The sequence below is a fragment of the Pseudomonas sp. MF06569 genome, assembly GCF_059862735.1.
Genome location: NZ_JCBCUZ010000004.1, coordinates 193575 through 213625 on the forward strand (window position 1 = coordinate 193575; position 20051 = coordinate 213625).

19 protein-coding genes are annotated in these 20051 nt (G+C 58.2%); 11 read left to right on the plus strand and 8 right to left on the minus strand.

What is annotated here, in order from left to right:
- The first annotated feature begins 119 nt into the window (after positions 1–119).
- Positions 120–1679 carry a tyrosinase family protein gene (locus AC19YQ_RS06355; RefSeq protein WP_500594807.1) on the plus strand — a complete coding sequence of 520 codons (1560 nt, stop codon included), beginning with the start codon at positions 120–122 and terminating at the stop codon, positions 1677–1679.
- Between the two features lie 89 nt (positions 1680–1768).
- On the opposite strand, the gene nadE is transcribed toward AC19YQ_RS06355, so the two are convergent.
- The 3 genes from nadE to AC19YQ_RS06370 form a co-directional block, all read right to left on the minus strand.
- Positions 1769–2596 carry an NAD(+) synthase gene (gene nadE, locus AC19YQ_RS06360; protein ID WP_019826210.1) on the minus strand — a complete coding sequence of 276 codons (828 nt, stop codon included), beginning with the start codon at positions 2594–2596 and terminating at the stop codon, positions 1769–1771.
- A 3-nt stretch (positions 2597–2599) separates the two neighbouring features.
- Positions 2600–3814, minus strand: a complete 1215-nt coding sequence (gene pncB, locus AC19YQ_RS06365; protein WP_339474794.1) for a nicotinate phosphoribosyltransferase — start codon at positions 3812–3814, stop codon at positions 2600–2602.
- Between the two features lie 224 nt (positions 3815–4038).
- Positions 4039–4935, minus strand: coding sequence for a LysR family transcriptional regulator (locus AC19YQ_RS06370; protein WP_500594808.1), 897 nt, complete (start codon positions 4933–4935; stop codon positions 4039–4041).
- Positions 4936–5090: 155 nt separating this feature from the next.
- On the opposite strand from AC19YQ_RS06370, the gene amaB reads away from it, so the two are divergent.
- From amaB to AC19YQ_RS06420, 10 genes are all read left to right on the plus strand, one after another.
- Positions 5091–6581, plus strand: coding sequence for an L-piperidine-6-carboxylate dehydrogenase (amaB, locus tag AC19YQ_RS06375; RefSeq protein ID WP_326427489.1), 1491 nt, complete (start codon positions 5091–5093; stop codon positions 6579–6581).
- A 173-nt stretch (positions 6582–6754) separates the two neighbouring features.
- On the plus strand, positions 6755–8038 hold the full coding sequence (gene amaA / locus AC19YQ_RS06380) for an L-pipecolate oxidase (protein WP_500594809.1): 1284 nt from the start codon (positions 6755–6757) through the stop codon (positions 8036–8038).
- A 362-nt stretch (positions 8039–8400) separates the two neighbouring features.
- The gene (locus AC19YQ_RS06385; protein ID WP_339474791.1) at positions 8401–9537 is read left to right on the plus strand and encodes a branched-chain amino acid ABC transporter substrate-binding protein; all 1137 of its coding nucleotides are present in this window, start codon (positions 8401–8403) and stop codon (positions 9535–9537) included.
- Between the two features lies 1 nt (position 9538).
- Positions 9539–9694, plus strand: coding sequence for a hypothetical protein (locus AC19YQ_RS06390; protein ID WP_339474790.1), 156 nt, complete (start codon positions 9539–9541; stop codon positions 9692–9694).
- A gap of 9 nt (positions 9695–9703) precedes the next feature.
- Positions 9704–10618 (plus strand): ABC transporter permease subunit, encoded by a 915-nt coding sequence (locus tag AC19YQ_RS06395; protein ID WP_048360308.1) that lies wholly within the window; start codon positions 9704–9706, stop codon positions 10616–10618.
- Between the two features lie 2 nt (positions 10619–10620).
- Positions 10621–11904: a high-affinity branched-chain amino acid ABC transporter permease LivM gene (livM, locus tag AC19YQ_RS06400; RefSeq protein WP_133076619.1), complete on the plus strand. Its 1284-nt coding sequence runs from the start codon at positions 10621–10623 to the stop codon at positions 11902–11904.
- Complete coding sequence (locus AC19YQ_RS06405; protein ID WP_339474788.1) at positions 11901–12791, plus strand: ABC transporter ATP-binding protein; 891 nt, start codon at positions 11901–11903, stop codon at positions 12789–12791. The genes livM and AC19YQ_RS06405 overlap by 4 nt, the downstream gene beginning before the upstream one ends.
- Positions 12788–13504 (plus strand): ABC transporter ATP-binding protein, encoded by a 717-nt coding sequence (locus AC19YQ_RS06410; protein WP_019826195.1) that lies wholly within the window; start codon positions 12788–12790, stop codon positions 13502–13504. The genes AC19YQ_RS06405 and AC19YQ_RS06410 overlap by 4 nt, the downstream gene beginning before the upstream one ends.
- Positions 13505–14314: 810 nt before the next feature.
- Complete coding sequence (locus tag AC19YQ_RS06415) at positions 14315–15079, plus strand: SDR family oxidoreductase (RefSeq protein ID WP_339474786.1); 765 nt, start codon at positions 14315–14317, stop codon at positions 15077–15079.
- A 73-nt stretch (positions 15080–15152) separates the two neighbouring features.
- Positions 15153–16058 carry a cation diffusion facilitator family transporter gene (locus AC19YQ_RS06420; RefSeq protein WP_500594810.1) on the plus strand — a complete coding sequence of 302 codons (906 nt, stop codon included), beginning with the start codon at positions 15153–15155 and terminating at the stop codon, positions 16056–16058.
- A gap of 30 nt (positions 16059–16088) precedes the next feature.
- Here AC19YQ_RS06420 and AC19YQ_RS06425 read toward each other — a convergent pair whose 3' ends face one another.
- The 5 genes from AC19YQ_RS06425 to AC19YQ_RS06445 form a co-directional block, all read right to left on the minus strand.
- Positions 16089–17225, minus strand: coding sequence for an AGE family epimerase/isomerase (locus AC19YQ_RS06425; protein ID WP_500594811.1), 1137 nt, complete (start codon positions 17223–17225; stop codon positions 16089–16091).
- Between the two features lie 142 nt (positions 17226–17367).
- Complete coding sequence (gene ureG, locus AC19YQ_RS06430; RefSeq protein WP_500594812.1) at positions 17368–17976, minus strand: urease accessory protein UreG; 609 nt, start codon at positions 17974–17976, stop codon at positions 17368–17370.
- Between the two features lie 9 nt (positions 17977–17985).
- Positions 17986–18660 carry an urease accessory protein UreF gene (locus AC19YQ_RS06435; protein ID WP_500594813.1) on the minus strand — a complete coding sequence of 225 codons (675 nt, stop codon included), beginning with the start codon at positions 18658–18660 and terminating at the stop codon, positions 17986–17988.
- Positions 18657–19157, minus strand: a complete 501-nt coding sequence (gene ureE / locus AC19YQ_RS06440; RefSeq protein ID WP_133078728.1) for an urease accessory protein UreE — start codon at positions 19155–19157, stop codon at positions 18657–18659. Before ureE ends, AC19YQ_RS06435 begins: the two co-directional genes overlap by 4 nt.
- A gap of 161 nt (positions 19158–19318) precedes the next feature.
- A complete protein-coding gene (locus AC19YQ_RS06445) occupies positions 19319–19951 on the minus strand; it encodes a TetR family transcriptional regulator (protein WP_046809184.1) in 633 nt (210 codons plus the stop codon).
- Between the last annotated feature and the right edge of the window lie 100 nt (positions 19952–20051).

Consider the following 20051-nt stretch of genomic DNA (forward strand, 5'->3'; position numbering starts at 1 on the left):
ATATGTCTTCGCGAGATGTAAGTAAGGTTAACGTCCCATTGACTGACGTATTACATCTGTGGAGCCACTAGCCCTTTTTTTGTCTGCTCTTCAGATCTTGAATACAGGACGCGATCGAGATGAAAAATTTCAACAGGCGTAGTTTCATCATTACCGCCGGGTTATCCACGGCTGCCGTATTGTCTGGTGCAACAAACCTTTCGCCCCTTTACCCGGGAATACCGCTATCCAGGCAGAACAGTTTCAAACGCCAGGATGTTAATGCAAAAGAGTTTCCGATAGCGCTCTTGCATGACTACAACAAAGCGGTTGAAACAATGCTCAGGCTACCCCCCTCAGACCCCAGAAACTGGTATCGACAAGCGTTGATCCACATTCTGGATTGTCCTCACGGAAATTTTTGGTTTTTGCCCTGGCACCGGATTTACCTCGGGTGGTTTGAGAAAATCTGTCGGGAGTTGAGTGCCAACAGCAGTTTTGCGCTGCCCTATTGGAACTGGAGTCAAGTTCAGCGAGTTCCTGCCTCTTTCTTCACTGGTGCTTTGGATCCAACCAGCGATTTGTTTTTGGCGTCCTATGACAGTTTCAAAGAGCGATTCGAGGAAACCATGACAGGATTCTGGAGTTCGTTAAACGATCAACAGCGCGAGGCGTTGAATCTGCGGGGCTTTAACAGCCTTGAAAATTTGATGCTGGAAATCGACTTTGCGTTCGTCCCCAAAGAGCGGGCCAGGTTGTTGACCGCGCAACAGCCAGAGTTTCACGAGGCCCTCAAACCCGGCATCGGAGTCGAAAGAGTCAGCAGAGCTTTGTCATCTCGCAGTTTTGTCGGCTTTGGGGGGCAACTCGCCGGGCAGCACAGTGAGCGAGGAGGGCCCGACTTGCTTGAGGCGGTTCCGCACAATTATGTGCATATCGGCATAGCAGGGATGATGTTTAACAACTTGTCGCCCGTCGATCCGCTTTTCTACCTCCATCACTGCAATGTGGACAGGATTTGGGAGGTATGGAATGGGATGCAGGTTAGTGAGGGCTTGCCCGTTTATCCGCAAAACAAGGAATTTGAAGATTGGAGTGCAGAAACGTTTGAATTCTTTGTTGATCAGCGGTCTGAGCCTATCGCCAATCCCTCATTGCAAGACTATCTGCAAAAAGATCTGTTTGATTATTCATATGAGCCATTGCTTGCAGGCGAAACACGCCCGCCACCGGTCAAGGCGTTTTCTACACAAACTGTGTACGCAGTACGCCTGAATAATCAGAAGCTATCAGAAACAAGCGCCACAGAAGGAGCGGTGCGGATCTCACAGGACTTGTTGGAAGATGCCTTGAAATCAAATGGCGCCACATTGATCATGAAGATCAATATGCAATATCCGGTGCCTGTTGATGCATGGGAGTTCAGCCTAAGTGTGAACCCCAACAATGGAAGCGACCTTGCGCCAGCGGATGTCGGAAAGTTGATTATCTTCGGTGCACATGGAGGCTCTCATCATCAGCCTCAACACATACGTTTTGTGATCGACTTGAACCTGGCTTTGAGTGCCCTGAATGCTGAAGGGGGCCTGGATACCCGCAGCGAATTGATATTTACGCTACACGCCAGTTTGACAGGCAAGTCGCGACCTGGCGGCAAGTCGCTGGATGTCCACGAGATGAAAGTTCAGGTGCTCAGTTAGTAGCAATTGACGCAAGTCTTTCAATACATTGGACTATCAAGCCTGACCCTCACTGCCCTTAAGAACATCAAGGGCAGTGAGAACAGCAGCTACGGCGCGAACGGCATCTCACGCTTGTGATGGGTTTTTTCGTACGTACTGCTGATGATCCTGAACGCCTCTTCGCTCACCGGTTGACCATGCAAAAAGGCATCGATCTCGGCATACGTTACGCCGTGGGAGGCTTCATCAGGCTTGCCCGGTTCCAGGTCTTCAAGGTCGGCAGTCGGTACTTTTTCGACCAGCGATTCCGGGGCTCCAAAATGCCGGGCAATAGCCCGCACCTGATGCTTGACCAGCCCGCTGAGCGGCGCCAGATCGCAGGAGCCGTCACCGAATTTGGTGAAGAAACCCATCACCGCTTCCGCTGCATGGTCAGTGCCGATCACCAGCCCGCCCGTTGCGCCGGCGATGGTGTACTGCGCCACCATGCGCATCCGCGCCTTGGTATTGCCCAGCACAAAATCAACGGTGGCCGGGGGCTTGCCTTCAAAGGCCGTGACTTCAGCCGCCAGGGCCTTGACCGCAGGGCCGATGTTGACGGTCTGGCGCTCGTCCGGATTGATGAAGTCCACAGCCGCCGTGGCGTCGACTTCGTCGTGCTGCACGCCGTAAGGCAAGCGCACGGCAATGAATCGATAGGACGGGTCGCCGGTCTGCTCGCGCAACTGCTGGACTGCCCGTTGTGCCATCAGCCCTGCGGTCAGTGAATCGACCCCGCCGCTGATGCCCAGCACCAGGGTCTTGAGCCTGGCATTGTGCAGGCAGCACTGAATAAAAGTGATGCGTCGGGCGACCTCGGCCTCAAGGGCCGAGAGGTCTTTAAACGGCGGCTGGACCTTGAGGTCTTCAGCAATCTGACGCTGTACGGCCTGCATGATTCACTCCTTGGAAGACTGTTCAGGAACTTGGAAAACGTGGCGCAAATAGGCGGCGAAGTTTGGGTCCGAGCAATGGGTCTTGCCCGGCTCATCCGAGATCTTGGCCACTGGCGAGCCATTACAGGCGGTCATTTTAAGCACGATGCTCATCGGCTCAACACCCGGAATGTCGCAGGTCAGGTTGGTGCCGATACCGAAGCTGACGTTGATCCTGCCGCGCAGTGCCCGGAAAATCTCCAGCGCGCGGGGCAGGGTCAGGCTGTCGGAGAACACCAGGGTCTTGCTCATCGGATCAATGCCCAGCTTGTGGTAGTGGGCTATGCATTTTTCGGCCCACACCACCGGGTCGCCCGAGTCGTGGCGCAAGCCGTCGAACAGCTTGGCGAAGTACAGATCAAAATCTTTCAGAAAGGCATCAGTGGTGATGCAGTCCGTCAGGGCAATGCCCAGTAGCCCGCGGTACTCGCGCACCCAGCAATCGAGCGCTGCGCTTTGGCTGTCGATCAGCCGTGGGCCCAGTTGCTGATGGGCCATGATCCACTCGTGGGCCATGGTGCCCAGGGGCTTCATGCCCAGCTCGCGGGACAAATTGACGTTGCTGGTACCAACAAAGCGCCCGGGGAAGTCATGCTTGAGCACGTTGACGACTTCTTCCTGCACTCGGTATGAGAAACGTCTACGAGTACCGAAATCGGCGACCTGCAACTCAGACAATTCTTCGGTACTGGCGTTGGCCTGCAGCCAGTCGAACTTGCGATACAGCTGCTCGCGGGCCTGGGACAGCACGGTGCCTGCATAACGCGAGCGGTTACGGACTTCACTCACAATCGCCAGCATCGGCACTTCAAACAAAATCACATGCAGCCACGGCCCACGCAGGCGGATAACCAGCTCGCCGTTTTCGATGCCGGTGTGTACGTAGCGCATATTGAAGCGAAACAGGCCCAGAAAGCGTATGAAGTCGGGCTTCATAAACGTGATTCGCTCCAGGAACCCCAACTGGTCCTGAGTCATGCTCAGCTCGCCCAGGCGTTCGATCTGGTGGCGAATTTCGTTCAGGTATGGGCGTAAATCCTCACTGTTGCGGCAGCGGAATTCCCACTCGACTTCAACGTTGGGGTAGTTGTGCAGCACCGCCTGCATCATGGTCAATTTGTAGAAGTCGGTGTCGAGCAGGTTCTGCACGATGCGATCGGCAAATACACTCTCGCTCATAGCGGCAATCTCCATGCTGCCCGTGCCTTTTTGCCACGGTGTTCAGCTTTTTCAATGAATGGCGCTAGTGGCGCATATCCGCGGGCGGTTTTGCCAGCGGTTTTTAAGAATGAAGCGAGGTGGATCTCTGTAGTCGCTGCCGCAGGCTGCGATGGGTTGCGCAGCGACTCTGGTTTTTAAAGGGCTTGCAGCCCTTATCGCAGCCTGCGGCAGCGACTACAGGATTACGGGTCATTCAGTTGCTCCATCATCCAGCTCACAAACTCGCGCACCTTGGGCACGCCTGCCGAATGCTCAGGATACGCCAGGTAATACGAGTCGCGACTCGGCATCAGGTGCTGCCAGGCGATGACCAGTTTGCCGTCGGCCAATTCCTCTTCCACCAGAAATCTGGGTAGCAAGGCTACGCCACACCCTACTTGCGCCGCACGGATGCACATATAAAAGGTGTCAAAGCGCGGCCCGTGATAGCTGTGGTCGGTGCAAAAGCCCTGATGCTCAAACCATTCGTGCCAGGCCTGGGGCCGCGAGGCGTTCTGCAGCAGCACCAGATCGGTCAGTTGGGTCGGATCGGTGAGGGCAGTGCTCGGCAGGCTCGCGGGCGCACACACGGCGACCAGTTCCTCACCAAACAGCTTCAGGCTTTCGGTGCCAGGCCGTGAACCCTGGCCGAAATAAAACGCCAGATCGCTGCGTCCTTGAAGCAGATCGTCGCCTTGCTGCTCGTTGCACAGGTCCAGATGGATGTGCGGATGGCGTATGCCCCAGCCCTTGAGTCGTGGCACCAGCCAGCGGGCACCAAAGGTTGATGGCGTCGAGACCCGCAAGACCTCCGTTTCGCCACCATAGGAGCGCAGGGTATGGGTCGATATTTCGATCTGGGTCAGGATTTTTCGGACTTCTACCAGATACAAATCACCTGCGGGCGTCAGTTGCAAACGACGTCGCACCCGGCGAAACAGCAGGTGCTGCAGCAGCTCCTCCAACTGCGCGACCTGCTTGCTGACCGCGCTCTGGGTCAGGTTCAGTTCTTCGGCGGCGCGGGTGAAGCTCAGATGGCGCGTGACGGCCTCAAAACACTGCAAGGCCGTGATCGAGGGTAGATGGCGCTTGTTGAGCATGAAAGGCCCCTAATTCTTGTTGTCAGGCAAGGTTACCAACCCAGCATGAATTTTCGGAATGATATCTCGCTTAAAGGTCGTTTGTTGCCTTCATGGGACCCAGCTACAACTACTGGCCTGCGAATTATCTTTTTCACGTTCAAGGAGTGCCTTCAATGGTCGCTGCATTACTGGATCGTCTGGGTGTAAACCCCGCGCTGTATCAACAGGGCAATCAGCCGGTTTACACGCCGATTGATGGCAGCCAGATAGGTGCCGTTCACTGGGAAGGTGGTGCCGAAACCGAGCAGCACGTGACCCGCGCCGAGCACGCCTTCGAGGCCTGGCGCAAGGTGCCGGCCCCGCGCCGTGGTGAGCTGGTGCGCCAGTTCGGCGATTTGCTGCGTGAGTACAAGGCTGACCTCGGCGAGCTGGTGTCGTGGGAAGCGGGCAAAATCACCCAGGAAGGCCTGGGCGAAGTGCAGGAAATGATCGACATCTGCGACTTCGCCGTCGGCCTGTCACGCCAGCTGTACGGTTTGACCATCGCCTCCGAGCGTCCGGGCCACCATATGCGTGAGTCCTGGCATCCGTTGGGTGTGGTTGGGGTGATCAGCGCATTCAACTTTCCGGTGGCCGTCTGGGCGTGGAATACCACGCTGGCGCTGGTGTGCGGCAACGCCGTGATCTGGAAGCCGTCCGAGAAAACCCCGCTCACCGCGCTGGCTTGCCAGGCGTTGTTTGATCGGGTCCTGAATTCATTTGCCGACGCCCCCAAGTACCTGGCCCAAGTGATTATCGGCGGTCGTGATGCGGGCCAGGCACTGGTTGAAGACCCGCGCGTAGCCCTGATCAGCGCTACTGGCAGCACGCGCATGGGGCGTGAAGTGGCACCCGTAGTCGCAGCCCGCTTTGCCCGCAGCATTCTGGAGCTGGGCGGCAACAACGCAATGATCCTGGCCCCGAGCGCCGATCTGGACATGGCCGTACGCGCCATTTTGTTCAGCGCCGTCGGCACCGCCGGTCAGCGTTGCACCAGTCTGCGCCGGCTGATCGCCCATGAATCGGTCAAGGAAGAAATCGTCACCCGGCTCAAGGCCGCCTATTCCAAAGTCCGTATCGGCCACCCGCTGCAAGGCAACCTGGTGGGGCCGCTGATCGACAAGCACAGCTTTGAAAACATGCAGGACGCACTGGAGCAGGCCTTGAGCGAAGGCGGGCGGGTGTTTGGGGGTGAGCGTCAGCTGGCTGGCCAGTATCCCGGTGCTTACTACGTGGCCCCGGCGATTGTTGAAATGCCGGAGCAGAGCGATGTGGTATGCGACGAAACCTTCGCCCCGATTCTGTACGTCGTCGGTTACAGCGACTTTGCCGAGGCTTTGCGCCTGAACAACGCCGTGCCTCAGGGCCTGTCGTCATGCATTTTCACCACCGATGTGCGTGAAGCCGAGCAATTCATGTCGGCCACTGGCAGTGACTGCGGGATTGCCAACGTCAACATTGGCCCAAGCGGCGCGGAGATTGGCGGTGCCTTTGGTGGCGAGAAAGAAACCGGTGGCGGCCGGGAGTCGGGCTCGGATGCGTGGCGCGGCTACATGCGGCGCCAGACCAATACCGTCAATTACTCGCTGGAACTGCCGTTGGCGCAGGGGATTACCTTCGATTGAGGTAAGCCCTGAGTCACCTGTGGTGGGAGGATACGGTGGGAGCGGGCTTGCTCGCGATAGCATCGCTGCGGTCTGTCAGTCAGACCGGGTTGTCTGCATCGCGAGCAAGCCCGCTCCCACAAGCGTTCCCCCATGATTGCATCCGCGTTGGGTTTCATTTCTGGAGCTTGGCAATGCCTTTACTCGAACAGTGTTTGTGGGAAAACCTCACCCCACAACGTCCCCAGGCGCCCACTTTCAAGGGCGAACTGAATGTTGATGTGTGTGTGATCGGGGCTGGCATCACCGGACTGTCCGCCGCCATCCATTTGCTTGAACAAGGCAAAAGCGTCTGTGTACTCGAAGCGCATCGCACCGGGCACGGTGGTTCGGGGCGCAACGTGGGGCTGGTTAACGCCGGGATGTGGATCCCTCCGGATGATATCGAAGCCGGTTTCGGCGAAGCCGTGGGCAGTCAGCTCAATCGAATGCTCGGCGCTGCACCCGCGCTGGTGTTCAGCCTGATCGACAAGTACCGGATCGACTGCCAACTGCGGCGCGAAGGCACGTTGCACATGGCCCATAACGCTCGGGGCGAAGCCGATCTGCGCAGCCGCGAAGCGCAATGGAAGCGTCGTGGAGCCCCGGTTGAACTGCTCACCGGGGCTGCTTGCGAAGCCGCTACCGGCACCCCGAAAATCGCCGCTGCTTTGCTCGACCGGCGCGCTGGCACACTCAACCCGATGGCTTACACCTCGGGCCTGGCCAAGGCTGCGAGTGATCTGGGCGGGCGCCTGTTTGACCATTCTCCAGTCACCGGGTTAGAGCGCCAGGGCACACGCTGGTCAGTGCAGACGGCTCAGGGTGCGGTCAATGCTGAGCAGGTGGTCCTGGCGTCCAATGCCTACACCGAAGGCGAATGGACTGACCTGCGACGTAACTTTTTCCCTGGTTATTACTATCAAGTCGCCTCCAAACCGCTGACCGATGCCACCGCTGAACGCATCCTGCCCGGCGGCCAGGGCTCGTGGGACACCCGCCAAGTATTGAGCAGCATCCGCCGCGATGCTGAGGGCCGTTTATTGTTGGGCAGCCTGGGTAATGGCAATCAAAAGCCTGCGTGGTTTCTCAAAGCCTGGGCCGACCGCGTTCAACAGCATTACTTTCCGTACCTCAAGGGTGTGGAGTGGGAGTGCACCTGGACCGGGTGTATCGCGTTTACTCCCGATCACCTGATGCGTTTATTCGAACCCGCGCCCGGTTTGGTGGCAGTCACGGGTTACAACGGCCGTGGCGTGACCACGGGCAGCGTGGTGGGAAAAGCGTTTGCCGACTACCTGTGCAATGGCGATGCGAAGGCCTTGCCGATTCCTTTTGCGCCGATGCGGCCGCTCTCTGGAACGGGGTTGCGCAGCTGTTTGTACGAAGCAGGTTTCTCGCTGTATCACGCGGGCCAATGTTTGAGAATTGTGATCTGACGGGTTTTTTTTCGGACGGCACAACGTTTCGCCGCGCAGCAGCTAGCCTTTAGTGGTGCGGCCTGTAGCAGTCATGCACCGAGAGTGTGCAGTTCGGTGACGCAAGTGGTTACAGGTCGGTTGCACAATGCAGGGCAACCCGGTTGCAACGTTTGTCGTGAATGGTTGCGCCTGCAAAAACTTAACGGTTTCACCTTCCTCGGTTTAGACGGTTGCACGCCCAATGAAAATGGGCTCGAAACAGTCGATAAAACAACAAAAGAACGACTTTTCCAAGAATAAAAAGCCAATGGCACGCGGCTTGCTCTGAGCTTTAAGTGAAGTCGAAGTGCCATCTAATAAAACCTCAGGAGCACCACCTCATGTCGCAGACGTTCTACAAAAAAGGTTTTCTGGCCCTCGCCGTGGCAGCAGCGCTGGGTGTCTCTTCGTTTGTTCAGGCGGATCTTAAAATCGGTGTGGCGGGCCCCATGACGGGCGCTAACGCGGCATTTGGCGAGCAGTACATGAAGGGTGCGCAGGCGGCTGCGGATGCAATCAACAAGGCGGGCGGGATCAACGGCGAGAAGATCAAGCTGGTTGCCGGCGACGATGCCTGCGAACCCAAGCAGGCCGTGGCCGTGGCCAACCGCCTGGTCGATCAGGACAAAGTGATCGGTGTGGTCGGTCACTTCTGCTCCTCGAATACGATTCCTGCTTCCGAGGTGTATGCCGATGCGGGTGTGATCATGATCACCCCAGGCTCGACCAACCCGCAGGTCACTGAGCGCGGGCTGGATGCGGTGTTCCGTATGTGCGGTCGAGATGACCAGCAAGGCATCGTTGCAGGCGACTACATTGTCGACGTGCTCAAGGGCAAGAAAGTAGCGGTCATCAACGACAAGGACACCTACGGTAAAGGTCTGGCCGATGCCACCAGTGCACAGCTGACCAAGCGCGGCGTGAAACCCATCCTGGAAGAAGGCCTGACCCGGGGTGAAAAAGACTTCAGCGCGCTGGTCACAAAAATCCGCGGCGCCGGTGCCGATGTCGTGTACTTCGGCGGTCTGCATCCAGAAGCCGGTCCTCTGGTCCGCCAACTGCGTGAAGCGGGTCTCAAGGATGTGAAATTCATGTCGGACGATGGCATCGTGACCGACGAACTGGTTGCCACTGCCGGTGGCCCGCAGTATGTCGATGGCGTGTACATGACCTTCGGCGCCGACCCGCGCCTGCTGCCGGACAGCAAGGCGGTCGTTGAAGAGTTCCGCAAAGCGGGCACCGAGCCTGAAGGCTACACCCTGTATGCCTACGCTTCGATCCAGGCCCTGGCTGACGCCTTCAATGGCGCCAAATCCAACAAAGGCGAAGACGCCGCCAAGTGGCTCAAGGCCAACCCGGTTAAAACCGTGATGGGTGAAAAAACCTGGGACGGTAAAGGCGACCTGAAAGTCTCTGACTACGTGGTTTATCAGTGGGACAAAGACGGCAAATATCACCAGCTGGAAAAACAGAAGTGAGATGAATCACTCACCTGATGTCAGCTTCGGCGGGCATCAGGTGGGAATGTATCTGCACCACCTGTCTTCTTTTCCAGGAGTCGCACACACCCTGCCACCCAAGCTGTCCTCTGACGGCGTGGATGGCTTGCGTCTGCGCAAAGGCTCCAGTGCGTGAGATTGCGTTATGGATGGTATTTTCCTACAGCAACTGCTGAACGGCCTGACCCTCGGGTCTGTCTACGGCCTGATCGCCATCGGCTACACAATGGTCTACGGCATCATCGGCATGATCAACTTCGCCCACGGCGAGGTGTACATGATCTCTGCTTACCTCGCGGCGATCAGTCTGGCTCTGTTGGCATACTTCGGTATTGAATCCTTCCCGCTACTGATGTTGGGTACCTTGATTTTCACCGTTGTGGTGACTGGCGTGTATGGCTGGGTCATCGAACGCGTGGCTTACAAACCTCTGCGAAACTCCACACGGCTGGCGCCGCTGATCAGCGCCATCGGTATTTCCCTGATCCTGCAAAACTACGTGCAAATTGCCCAGGGTTCACGCCAACAAGGGGTTCCAACCCTGCTGAGCGGCTCCTGGCGCGTGGACATTGGCACCGGTTTTGTACAGCTCACCTACACCAAAGTCTTCATTCTGATCGCGGCCTTCGTAGGGATGGGCCTGCTGACCTACATCATCAAGTACACCAAGCTGGGCCGCATGTGCCGCGCCACCCAGCAAGACCGCAAGATGGCGTCGATCCTGGGGATTAACACCGACCGGGTGATTTCCTACGTGTTTGTGATCGGTGCTGCCATGGCCGCGCTGGCCGGTGTGCTGATCACCATGAACTACGGCACGTTCGACTTTTATGCCGGCTTCATTATCGGCATCAAGGCGTTTACCGCTGCCGTGCTCGGCGGGATTGGATCATTGCCTGGCGCCATGCTCGGCGGGATCATCCTGGGTATTTCCGAGTCACTTTTTGCCGGGTTGGTTAACTCGGATTACAAGGACGTGTTCAGTTTCTCACTGCTGGTGCTGATTCTGATTTTCCGTCCCCAAGGCCTGCTGGGTCGTCCTCTCGTGGCGAAGGTGTAAGTATGTCTGCAGCCATTAACAAACCGATTGATATCAAAAAAAGCGTTATCGATTCGATCCTTGCCGGATTGATTTCATTGATTGTGTTCGGGCCGATCGTGGGGGTTGTGCTCGACGGCTATAGCTTTAACCTGCAGCCAGCGCGTGTTGGCTGGCTGGTGGCGATTGTGATGGTGGGGCGGTTTGTCCTGAGCCTGTTCCTGCAAACGTCCAAGGGTTTGAAGATCCTTCAGAGCTTTGAGTCCAGCGGTTCTGGCGTACACGTGCTGCCTCCCGATTACAAATCGCGGCTGCGCTGGATCGTGCCACTGCTGATCGTGATTGCCATCGTGTTCCCGTTTTTTGCCAACAAGTACATCCTGACCGTGGTCATCCTCGGCCTGATCTACGTGCTGCTCGGCCTTGGGCTGAACATCGTGGTCGGGTTGGCGGGCTTGCTCGATCTGGGGTACGTGGCCTTCTACGCCATCGGTGCTTATGGCCTGGCGCTGGGTTATCAGTACCTGGGGCTGGGCTTCTGGTCGGTGCTGCCGCTGGCGGCCATTGCGGCGGCGATGGCGGGGTGCATTCTCGGGTTTCCGGTATTGCGAATGCATGGGGATTACCTGGCCATCGTGACCTTGGGCTTTGGTGAAATCATTCGTCTGATCCTCAATAACTGGCTGTCGTTTACCGGTGGGCCCAACGGCATGCCGGTGCCTTCACCGACGTTTCTCGGGCTGGAATTTGGCCGCGTAGCCAAAGAGGGCGGGGTGCCGTTCCACCAGTTTTTCGGCCTGGACTACAACCCCAATATCAAATTCCTGTTTATCTACATCGTGCTGTTTCTGGTGGTGCTGCTGGTGCTGTACATCAAGCACCGCCTGACACGCATGCCGATTGGCCGCGCCTGGGAAGCGCTGCGCGAAGACGAAATCGCCTGTCGCTCCATGGGCCTGAACCACGTGCTGGTCAAACTCTCGGCGTTCACCATCGGTGCTTCCACTGCAGGTCTGGCCGGGGTGTTCTTTGCCAGTTATCAGGGTTTTGTAAACCCGTCCTCGTTTACCTTTTTCGAGTCGGCACTGATCCTCGCCATTGTGGTGCTCGGCGGCATGGGTTCGACGGTGGGCGTGGTGATCGCTGCGTTCGTGCTGACCGTGGCACCTGAACTGCTGCGCAGCTTTGCCGAATACCGGGTGCTGCTGTTTGGTGTATTGATGGTGTTGATGATGATCTGGCGACCGCGGGGCCTGATCCGCATCAGCCGTGTCGGGGTCACACCACGCAAGGGGGTTGCGCCATGAACGAGCCCACTCTGAATGACGACGTTGTGCTCTCGGTCGATAAACTGATGATGCACTTTGGCGGGATCAAGGCCCTGAGCGATGTCAGCCTCAAGGTCAAACGCAACTCGATCTTTGCCCTGATTGGCCCCAACGGTGCCGGTAAAACCACCGTATTCAACTGCCTGACCGGGTTCTACAAGGCCAGTGGCGGCAAGATCGAACTCAATGCGCGAGGCACACGCACCAACGTCATCAAGTTGTTGGGCGAGCCGTTCAAGTTGACTGACTTCGTATCGCCCAAGGCATTCGCCAGTCGTCTGTACTACAAAATGTTCGGTGGTACTCATCTGGTCAACCGCTCAGGTCTGGCCCGCACCTTTCAGAACATTCGCCTGTTCAAGGAAATGTCGGTGCTGGAAAACCTGCTGGTGGCCCAGCACATGTGGGTCAACCGCAACATGCTCGCCGGTATCCTCAACACCAAGGGCTACCGCAAGGCCGAAAGCGATGCGCTGGACCACGCGTTCTACTGGCTGGAGGTGGTCGATCTGGTGGACTGCGCCAACCGTTTGGCGGGTGAGTTGTCCTACGGTCAGCAGCGGCGGCTGGAGATTGCGCGGGCCATGTGCACCCGCCCGCAAATCATCTGTCTCGATGAACCGGCCGCTGGCCTCAACCCGCAGGAAACCGAAGCGTTGAGCGCAATGATTCGCCTGTTGCGCGACGAACACGACCTGACCGTGGTGCTGATCGAGCACGACATGGGCATGGTCATGAGTATTTCCGATCACATCGTGGTGCTCGACCACGGGAACGTGATTGCCGAGGGCGGGCCTGACGCTATTCGTAACGACCCGAAAGTGATTGCTGCCTACCTCGGCGCAGACGAAGAGGAGCTGATATGACGAGCACGATCCTCGAACTCAAGGAACTGGACGTTCACTACGGGCCGATCCAGGCGTTGAAAAAAGTGTCGATGCATATTGAAGAGGGCGAGACCGTGAGCCTGATCGGCTCCAACGGCGCGGGCAAATCCACGCTGCTGATGTCGATTTTTGGCCAGCCCCGTGCCAGCGGCGGGCAAATCATCTACCAGGGCGTGGACATCACTCACAAGTCCTCGCACTACATTGCCTCCAACGGCATCGCCCAGTCGCCCGAAGGCCGTCGCGTGTTTCCGGACATGTCTGTGGAAGAAAACCTGCTGATGGGCACCATCCCCATTGGCGACAAGCATGCCGACGAAGACATGCAGCGCATGTTCGAGTTGTTTCCCAGGCTCAAGGAGCGGCGTAACCAGCGGGCCATGACCATGTCGGGCGGCGAGCAGCAAATGCTTGCGATCGCCCGGGCACTGATGAGCCGTCCCAAGTTGTTATTACTGGATGAGCCCAGCCTGGGGTTGGCGCCCATCGTGGTGAAACAGATTTTTGCCACCCTGCGCGAACTGGCCACAACGGGTATGACCATCTTCCTGGTCGAGCAGAACGCCAACCACGCTTTGCGTTTGTCCGATCGCGCCTATGTAATGGTCAACGGTGAAATCCGCCTGACCGGCACCGGCAAGGAGCTGCTGAGTAACGAGGAGGTGCGTAACGCTTATTTGGGCGGGCATTAACAGGCATTTCACACCTCTCTGTGGGAGCGGGCTTGCCCGCGATGGTAGCGCTGCGGTTTTTCTGAAGTACCGCGTCGAGGCCATCGCGAGCAAGCCCGCTCCCACATGTCTTTTGTAAGACAATTTCCTTCCCGCACAACCCCCGCCCCAAATTGTGGAAAACAATATTTCAACTCTGTGAAACCGCGACATAAAGCCGCTGTAATCCCCTGTTTTGTCATCATTTTGACTTGTCCCCGTTTGCTGTGGAGGTGGCTGTGGGTAACGTGGGAGTAGTTGGCTACAGGCCTTTATTTACAAGGCCTGTAGAGATGTGGTTATTTTTTGATCAGTGCTTTTTGCCTGGCTCCCCAGGTGATTTGTCAACAGGTTTGTTTGGTTATAAAGAGCGACCGGAAATAATGACTAACCTGTGGATAAGTCTGTGGTTAAACTCTGGAAAGAATGCGCTAGGCGGTGTAATTACTGGCCTCTGGCTATCTGCAGGGTTTCCCTGGGTTGCACCTTTTTGGGGCGCCTGCATGTGGGGCGTGTCCAGGTCAAGTCAAAAACACCTTTTCCTGTGCTCTATCCCTTGTGGACTGTGGCTTTGAGTATTTTCGACTTACACCCAAAGACTGTGGACGGGCCTGTGGATAAGGTGAGTGCATATGGCTCCAGCCCTTATGCACAGTGGCTTACCGGCGGCTGATCGTTTTTTGTACAGCTTCGACCTGGATGCACGACGGGTTGCCGCTGACCGTCAGCCGGGGCATTCTGCTCAACGTCCAATTCAACGGCGGCCGATGCCCGCCAGCCAAGGAGAACACGATGACTTCCACCCTGTTTATTACGGGCGCGACTTCCGGATTTGGTGAGGCGTGTGCGCGCAAGTTTGCACAAGCAGGCTGGAAACTGGTGCTGACGGGTCGGCGCGAAGATCGATTGAAAGCCCTGTGCGAAGAGTTGTCCAAGCAGACCGAGGTCCACGGCCTGGTGGTGGACGTGCGTGACCGTGTCGCGATGGAAGCCGCGATTGCCGGTCTGCCGCCTTCGTTCAGCAAGTTGCGCGGGCTTATCAACAATGCGGGCCTGGCCCTGGGCACTGACCCGGCGCCCAAGTGTGACCTCGACGACTGGGAAACCATGGTCGACACCAACATCAAAGGCCTGCTCTACACCACCCGCCTGCTGCTGCCACGACTGATCGCCTACGGCCGCGGTGCTGGGATCGTCAACCTGGGTTCCATCGCCGGCAGCTACCCGTACCCTGGCAGCCACGTGTATGGCGGCACCAAGGCCTTCGTCAAACAGTTCTCCCTGAACCTGCGTTGCGACTTGCAGGGCACGGGTGTGCGGGTCAGCAACGTAGAGCCAGGCCTGTGCGAGAGCGAGTTCTCCATGGTGCGCTTCGGTGGCGACAAGGAACGTTACGATGCGACCTACCAGGGTGCTGAGCCGATTCAGCCCCAGGACATCGCCGAGACCATTTTCTGGGTGCTCAACACCCCGGCCCACATCAACATCAACCGCCTTGAGCTGATGCCCGTCACGCAGTCCTGGAGCGGTTTTGCCATCGAGCGCCACGCCAAGTAGTAAACTCACGCCTGGCAGCCCACCTGCGACCTCCTGAGGGGGTCGCATTCAATCGGGCTGAAAAGGAGTTTTTGTGAGTGACCGTGGTGAGCAGAAACTGCTCAAACAATCGACTGTATTAATGTTCGCGGTGGCCATTGCGGGCATTGCGACGGGTTTTATTTCGGGTTCTGAATCCATCATGTTCGATGGATTCTTCTCTTTGATCGCCACCTTTATCAAAGTACTGATGCTGATTACGGCGCAGCTGATTGCCAAGGAAAGCAACCAGCGTTTCCAGTTCGGCTTCTGGCACCTGGAGCCCATGGTGCTGCTGATCGAAGGCAGCTTCCTGCTGTTGATTGCGATCTATGCCTTTCTGAACGGTGTGTTCGGCATCATCAATGGTGGGCGCGACATCGAGCTGGGGATGGTGATTGTCTACGCAGCGGTGTTTACCGTGATCGAATTTGCGTACTACTTCTGGGTGCGGCGCAAAAACCGCAAGCTCAAGTCCACCCTGATTCAGTTCGACAACATCAGCTGGCTGGTGGACGCCATGCTGTCGGTGGGGCTGTTGATAAGTTTCGTCACGGCGCTGGTGCTCAAGCAGCAGGGTTATGCACAGTGGGCGGCCTACGTTGACCCGGCGATCCTGATTTTGCTGGCCCTGAGCATGCTGGCCCCGGCGTTCAAGATCCTCAAGCCGGCCTTGCGTGACGTCCTGGGGATAGCCCCGGACAGACTCGACGACAAGGTACGCGACGTGCTCGAAGACATGTCGGCACGCCATGGGTTTGAAGGCTACAAAACCTACGTGCAGAAGCATGGACGGGCGCGATTTATCGAGATTCATATTGTGCTGCCAGCGGGTTATCCACTGACCAGCGTGAAGACACTCGATGCGTTGCGCGAAGAAATATCCGAACTACTGGGGGCTGCTGACAGTGCCCGCTGGCTGACCATCAGCTTTACCGGGGATCGCAAGTGGATTGCGTAACCCAAGGCCAGTGAGTTTTTGTGGGAGGCGTCAGTTATTAAAGTACTGCGCCAACCCGCTGTAGCACGTCGCCAGGTGATACGGTGTGGTCGACGGCATGTCTTCGCGGCTGACATGCCCTGCGCCATCCCGGCATTCGTACCAGCCACCGGCATGTAAAAAGTGCTGTTGCAGCGCCAGCAACTGGCGTTGCAGACGTGGCTGGCTGTCGGAGCGCAAGGTCAGGGCACGCAGGTATTCGGCTTGCGCCCAGATGCGCTGGGTGCCATCACGCAGGCTGCCATCGGGGGCCAGCATGCCGCAGACCGCGCCACTCTGTGGGGCGACGCCCACCTGCTCGGCAAAGCCGAAAGCACGATCCAGTGACCCGTGCAGCGGTGTCTGGCGTAGCAGTGGTGAAGACTGCAGCAAAAAGAACCACTCAAACTGATGGCCCGGCTCAAACCAGTTATCCACAGCCCCGCGCGGTTTTTCGAGCATGACGTTATGCACAGGCTCGATAAAGCGCTGCTGCATGGCCTCGGCCAGTGCGAGCAGTGCGCCATGCACCGGCGCATCCTCGCGCACCGACAGGGTGGCCAGAAAGGCTTCAGCCAAGTGCATCAACGGGTTTTGCAGGGGGCCGGTGTTCAGTGAAGTCCAGTCGCGATCCAGGCTGGCTTCGTACAGGCCGTTGCCATCACTGAAGCGTTCGGCCACCACCTCCAGCGCCCCATTGAGCGCCGACTCCACCAGCGGCTCGCGTACTTTGGCCCAGTAATGGGCGCACGCGAAGATGATAAAGGCGTGGGTGTAGAGGTCTTTGCGTTGATCCAGCGGCGCGCCGTCAGGGTCGATGCTGTAGAACCAGCCACCGTGTTCGGCGTCGTGAAAATGCTGGTGCAGCGAGCGGAACAGCGCCGCGGCGCGCTCAGTGGCGTCGGGGAACGCCGGGTCATCGATCAGGCTGGCGAACAGGTACAGTTGCCGCGCACAGGCCATGGCGCGATAGCGCTGGGGGGGCAGCGGCCGATGTTCAGGGCTGAGTGCCTCGTAGGGCAGCGCCAGTTCGGCATTCCAGCCGGGGCCTTGCCAGAGCGGCACAATGACCTGGCGAAAATGCTGCTGAACGGCCGCAAACGTGGCGGTCAGTTCTAGCGGGAAGTCGGAGCTGGCTACATCAGGCATCGGCGGGCGTCGTCACGGCTGGGGCGTTTGCGCGACATGATACACCGTGATTCCCTGGATGATCTCAACTCTGAATACGCGAGTGTAAATGTGGGAGCGGGCTTGCTCGCGATGCCATCGCGAGCAAGCCCGCTCCCACGGGTCAAACCAATAAACCCTGACGCTCGATAAACGCCACGATGGCATCCAGGCCAAGCCCGGTCTTTTGGTTGCTGAACACAAACGGCTTTTCGCCGCGCATGCGCCGCGTGTCGCTGTCCATCAGTTCCAGCGAGGCGCCCACCAGCGGCGCCAGGTCGATCTTGTTGATCACCAGCAAGTCGGATTTACAGATCCCCGGTCCCCCCTTGCGTGGCAATTTGTCCCCGGCGGACACGTCGATCACGTAGATCGTCAGGTCGGACAGCTCCGGGCTGAAGGTGGCCGACAAGTTATCGCCACCCGATTCCACCAGAATCAGGTCCAGCCCCGGAAAACGGCGGTTCAACTGATCCACGGCTTCCAGGTTGATCGACGCATCTTCACGAATCGCTGTGTGCGGGCAGCCACCGGTTTCAACCCCGATAATGCGCTCCGGGGCCAGCGCCTCATTGCGCACCAGAAAGTCGGCATCTTCACGGGTATAGATATCGTTGGTGACGACGGCCAGGTTGTACTTTTCACGCAACGCCAGGCACAGGGCCAGGGTGAGCGCGGTTTTTCCGGAGCCCACCGGGCCACCGATGCCAACACGCAAAGGCTGTGAGTTCATTACATTCTCCTAGGAACGAAACAGGCGGCTGTACTGGCGCTCGTGGGCCATGCTCGCCAACGACAGGCCGAAAGCGGCGCTGCCCAAGTGGGATGAGTCGAGGGTGCTGGCGTGTTGCTGTGCCTGTTGCAGGGCGGGCGACAACTCACTGGTCATGCGTTGGGCCGCTTGCTGGCCCAGTGGCAGGGTTTTCATCAGTACCGCCAGTTGGTTTTCCAGCCAGCTCCAGAGCCAGGCGGCCAGCGCGTCTGCAGGACTGATGCCCCAGGCGCGTGCAGCCAATGCCCAGCCAAGGGCCAGATGTGGCTCACGCTGTTGTGCGAGAAACAACCGTGCGGGCTCGTCCAGTTCCGGCAAACCCGTGAGCAACTGTTGCAAGGAGTAGCCCATTTGCCGGCTTTCCTGATGCAGTTCTCGGGTTTCACGGCTGGCGCGATGTTCATCGCACAGCCGCTGCAAGGTGTTCCAGTCCTGGTCGGCCGCCGCCTGGCAATGGGCGAGCAGCAACGGCGCTTCGAAGCGGGCCAGATTGAGCAGCAATTGATCGCTGATCCAGCGCGCGGCCGTCACAGGATCAGTGACACGGCCATTCTCGACGGCCATTTCCAGCCCCTGGGAATAGCTGTAGCCACCGATGGGCAGTTGCGGGCTGGCCAAGCGCAACAGCGCCCAGGCCGGATTCACAGGCGAACGCCAAATTGATGCAGGCGCGGCGCGTAGTTGAAGTCCTCTTCACCCGCACGGGAGTGATGATGGCCGCCGCCATAGGCGCCGTGTTCCGGTTGAAATGGCGCTTCAATGGCCTCGGTATGTGCACCCAATTGCTCCAGCATGGCCTTGAGCACATAGTCATCGAGCAGGCGCAACCAGCCATCACCCACTTGCAGGGCAACATGGCGGTTGCCCAGGTGATAAGCCGCACGGGTCAGTTCAAAGGCATCGCGGCAGGTGACATGCAGCAGTTTTTCCGGGCTGGCGCACACGCGTACGATTCGTCCGTCCTGGGCCTGGAGAAATTCGCCGTCATTCAAGGGCGCCTGGCCGCGGTCAAGGAACAGCCCCACGTCTTCGCCACTGCTGCTGAAACAGCGCAGGCGGCTTTTGCTCCGGGCTTCGAAGTTGAGGTGTAGCTCGGCGCTCCACACGGGGTGGGGCTGGATTCTGCGATGAATCACCAACATCGGAAGGCATCCTGCAATTGACATTACCCAAGCCAGAGCAAGGGGCTTGCCAACCCGGGTGACGGGTGCAAATACAGGCCCAAAAAGGGTGCAGGACGATGAGGGTGTTCCAAACGGGTGCGCTGGGGGTGCGAAGGCGCACCAACACAGTGCGCCAACGATTACTCCGTGCTGCCCAAACCTTTCCAGTGCTTGAGCCCGATAAAGATAAATCGCAGCTGCTGGCTGATTTTGGCCTGGGGTTGGAGGTGATCGGGCAGGGTGTCCGCAGGCGGATCGATCACGTCGGGCAGGGCGGCAAACACGCTTTTGACCACCAGATCGGCGATCACGGTCAGGCCGGCATGGTCCAGGTGCTGCAACTTGGGTTTGGAGCCAAGGTCTGCTGCCAGGTCCGACGTGATGTCTTCACGCAGTGCGCCAATGGCCTGGCGAACCGGTTGGGAACCGCCGTACTGCTCGCGGGCCAAAAACAGAAACTGCGAGCGATTGGCCTCCACCACGTCGAGAAAGATGCGCACCGACGCGTTGATCACGCCGCCCATGAACAGTTCATTGTGGCGCACCAGGCGAATGGTTTCGCGAAAGGTCTGGCCGACTTCACTGACCAGTGCCAGGCCCAACTGGTCCATGTCGCTGAAGTGACGATAAAAACCGGTAGGCACGATGCCCGCCGTTTTTGCGACTTCGCGCAGGCTCAGGCTGCCAAAGCCGCGACCCGATTCCATCAAGTGGCGGGCAGCATCCATCAGCGCAAGGCGGGTTTGTTGCTTCTGTTCGGCGCGGGGCAGCATCGGGGCTGGTATTCCAGACAAGTACAGCGGCGCACTCTAGCAAATCGGCTTTGATGGCGTCGAACGGTGAAGGCTTCAATCTTCTCTTAGCAGCTGCCGC

Coding starts and splice junctions, on each gene's coding strand:
- AC19YQ_RS06355 (WP_500594807.1), top strand. CDS start 120: ATGAAAAATTTCAACAGGCGTAGTTTCATCATTACCGCCGGGTTATCC.
- nadE (WP_019826210.1), bottom strand. CDS start 2,596: ATGCAGGCCGTACAGCGTCAGATTGCTGAAGACCTCAAGGTCCAGCCG.
- pncB (WP_339474794.1), bottom strand. CDS start 3,814: ATGAGCGAGAGTGTATTTGCCGATCGCATCGTGCAGAACCTGCTCGAC.
- AC19YQ_RS06370 (WP_500594808.1), bottom strand. CDS start 4,935: ATGCTCAACAAGCGCCATCTACCCTCGATCACGGCCTTGCAGTGTTTT.
- amaB (WP_326427489.1), top strand. CDS start 5,091: ATGGTCGCTGCATTACTGGATCGTCTGGGTGTAAACCCCGCGCTGTAT.
- amaA (WP_500594809.1), top strand. CDS start 6,755: ATGCCTTTACTCGAACAGTGTTTGTGGGAAAACCTCACCCCACAACGT.
- AC19YQ_RS06385 (WP_339474791.1), top strand. CDS start 8,401: ATGTCGCAGACGTTCTACAAAAAAGGTTTTCTGGCCCTCGCCGTGGCA.
- AC19YQ_RS06390 (WP_339474790.1), top strand. CDS start 9,539: ATGAATCACTCACCTGATGTCAGCTTCGGCGGGCATCAGGTGGGAATG.
- AC19YQ_RS06395 (WP_048360308.1), top strand. CDS start 9,704: ATGGATGGTATTTTCCTACAGCAACTGCTGAACGGCCTGACCCTCGGG.
- livM (WP_133076619.1), top strand. CDS start 10,621: ATGTCTGCAGCCATTAACAAACCGATTGATATCAAAAAAAGCGTTATC.
- AC19YQ_RS06405 (WP_339474788.1), top strand. CDS start 11,901: ATGAACGAGCCCACTCTGAATGACGACGTTGTGCTCTCGGTCGATAAA.
- AC19YQ_RS06410 (WP_019826195.1), top strand. CDS start 12,788: ATGACGAGCACGATCCTCGAACTCAAGGAACTGGACGTTCACTACGGG.
- AC19YQ_RS06415 (WP_339474786.1), top strand. CDS start 14,315: ATGACTTCCACCCTGTTTATTACGGGCGCGACTTCCGGATTTGGTGAG.
- AC19YQ_RS06425 (WP_500594811.1), bottom strand. CDS start 17,225: ATGCCTGATGTAGCCAGCTCCGACTTCCCGCTAGAACTGACCGCCACG.
- ureG (WP_500594812.1), bottom strand. CDS start 17,976: ATGAACTCACAGCCTTTGCGTGTTGGCATCGGTGGCCCGGTGGGCTCC.
- ureE (WP_133078728.1), bottom strand. CDS start 19,157: ATGTTGGTGATTCATCGCAGAATCCAGCCCCACCCCGTGTGGAGCGCC.
- AC19YQ_RS06445 (WP_046809184.1), bottom strand. CDS start 19,951: ATGCTGCCCCGCGCCGAACAGAAGCAACAAACCCGCCTTGCGCTGATG.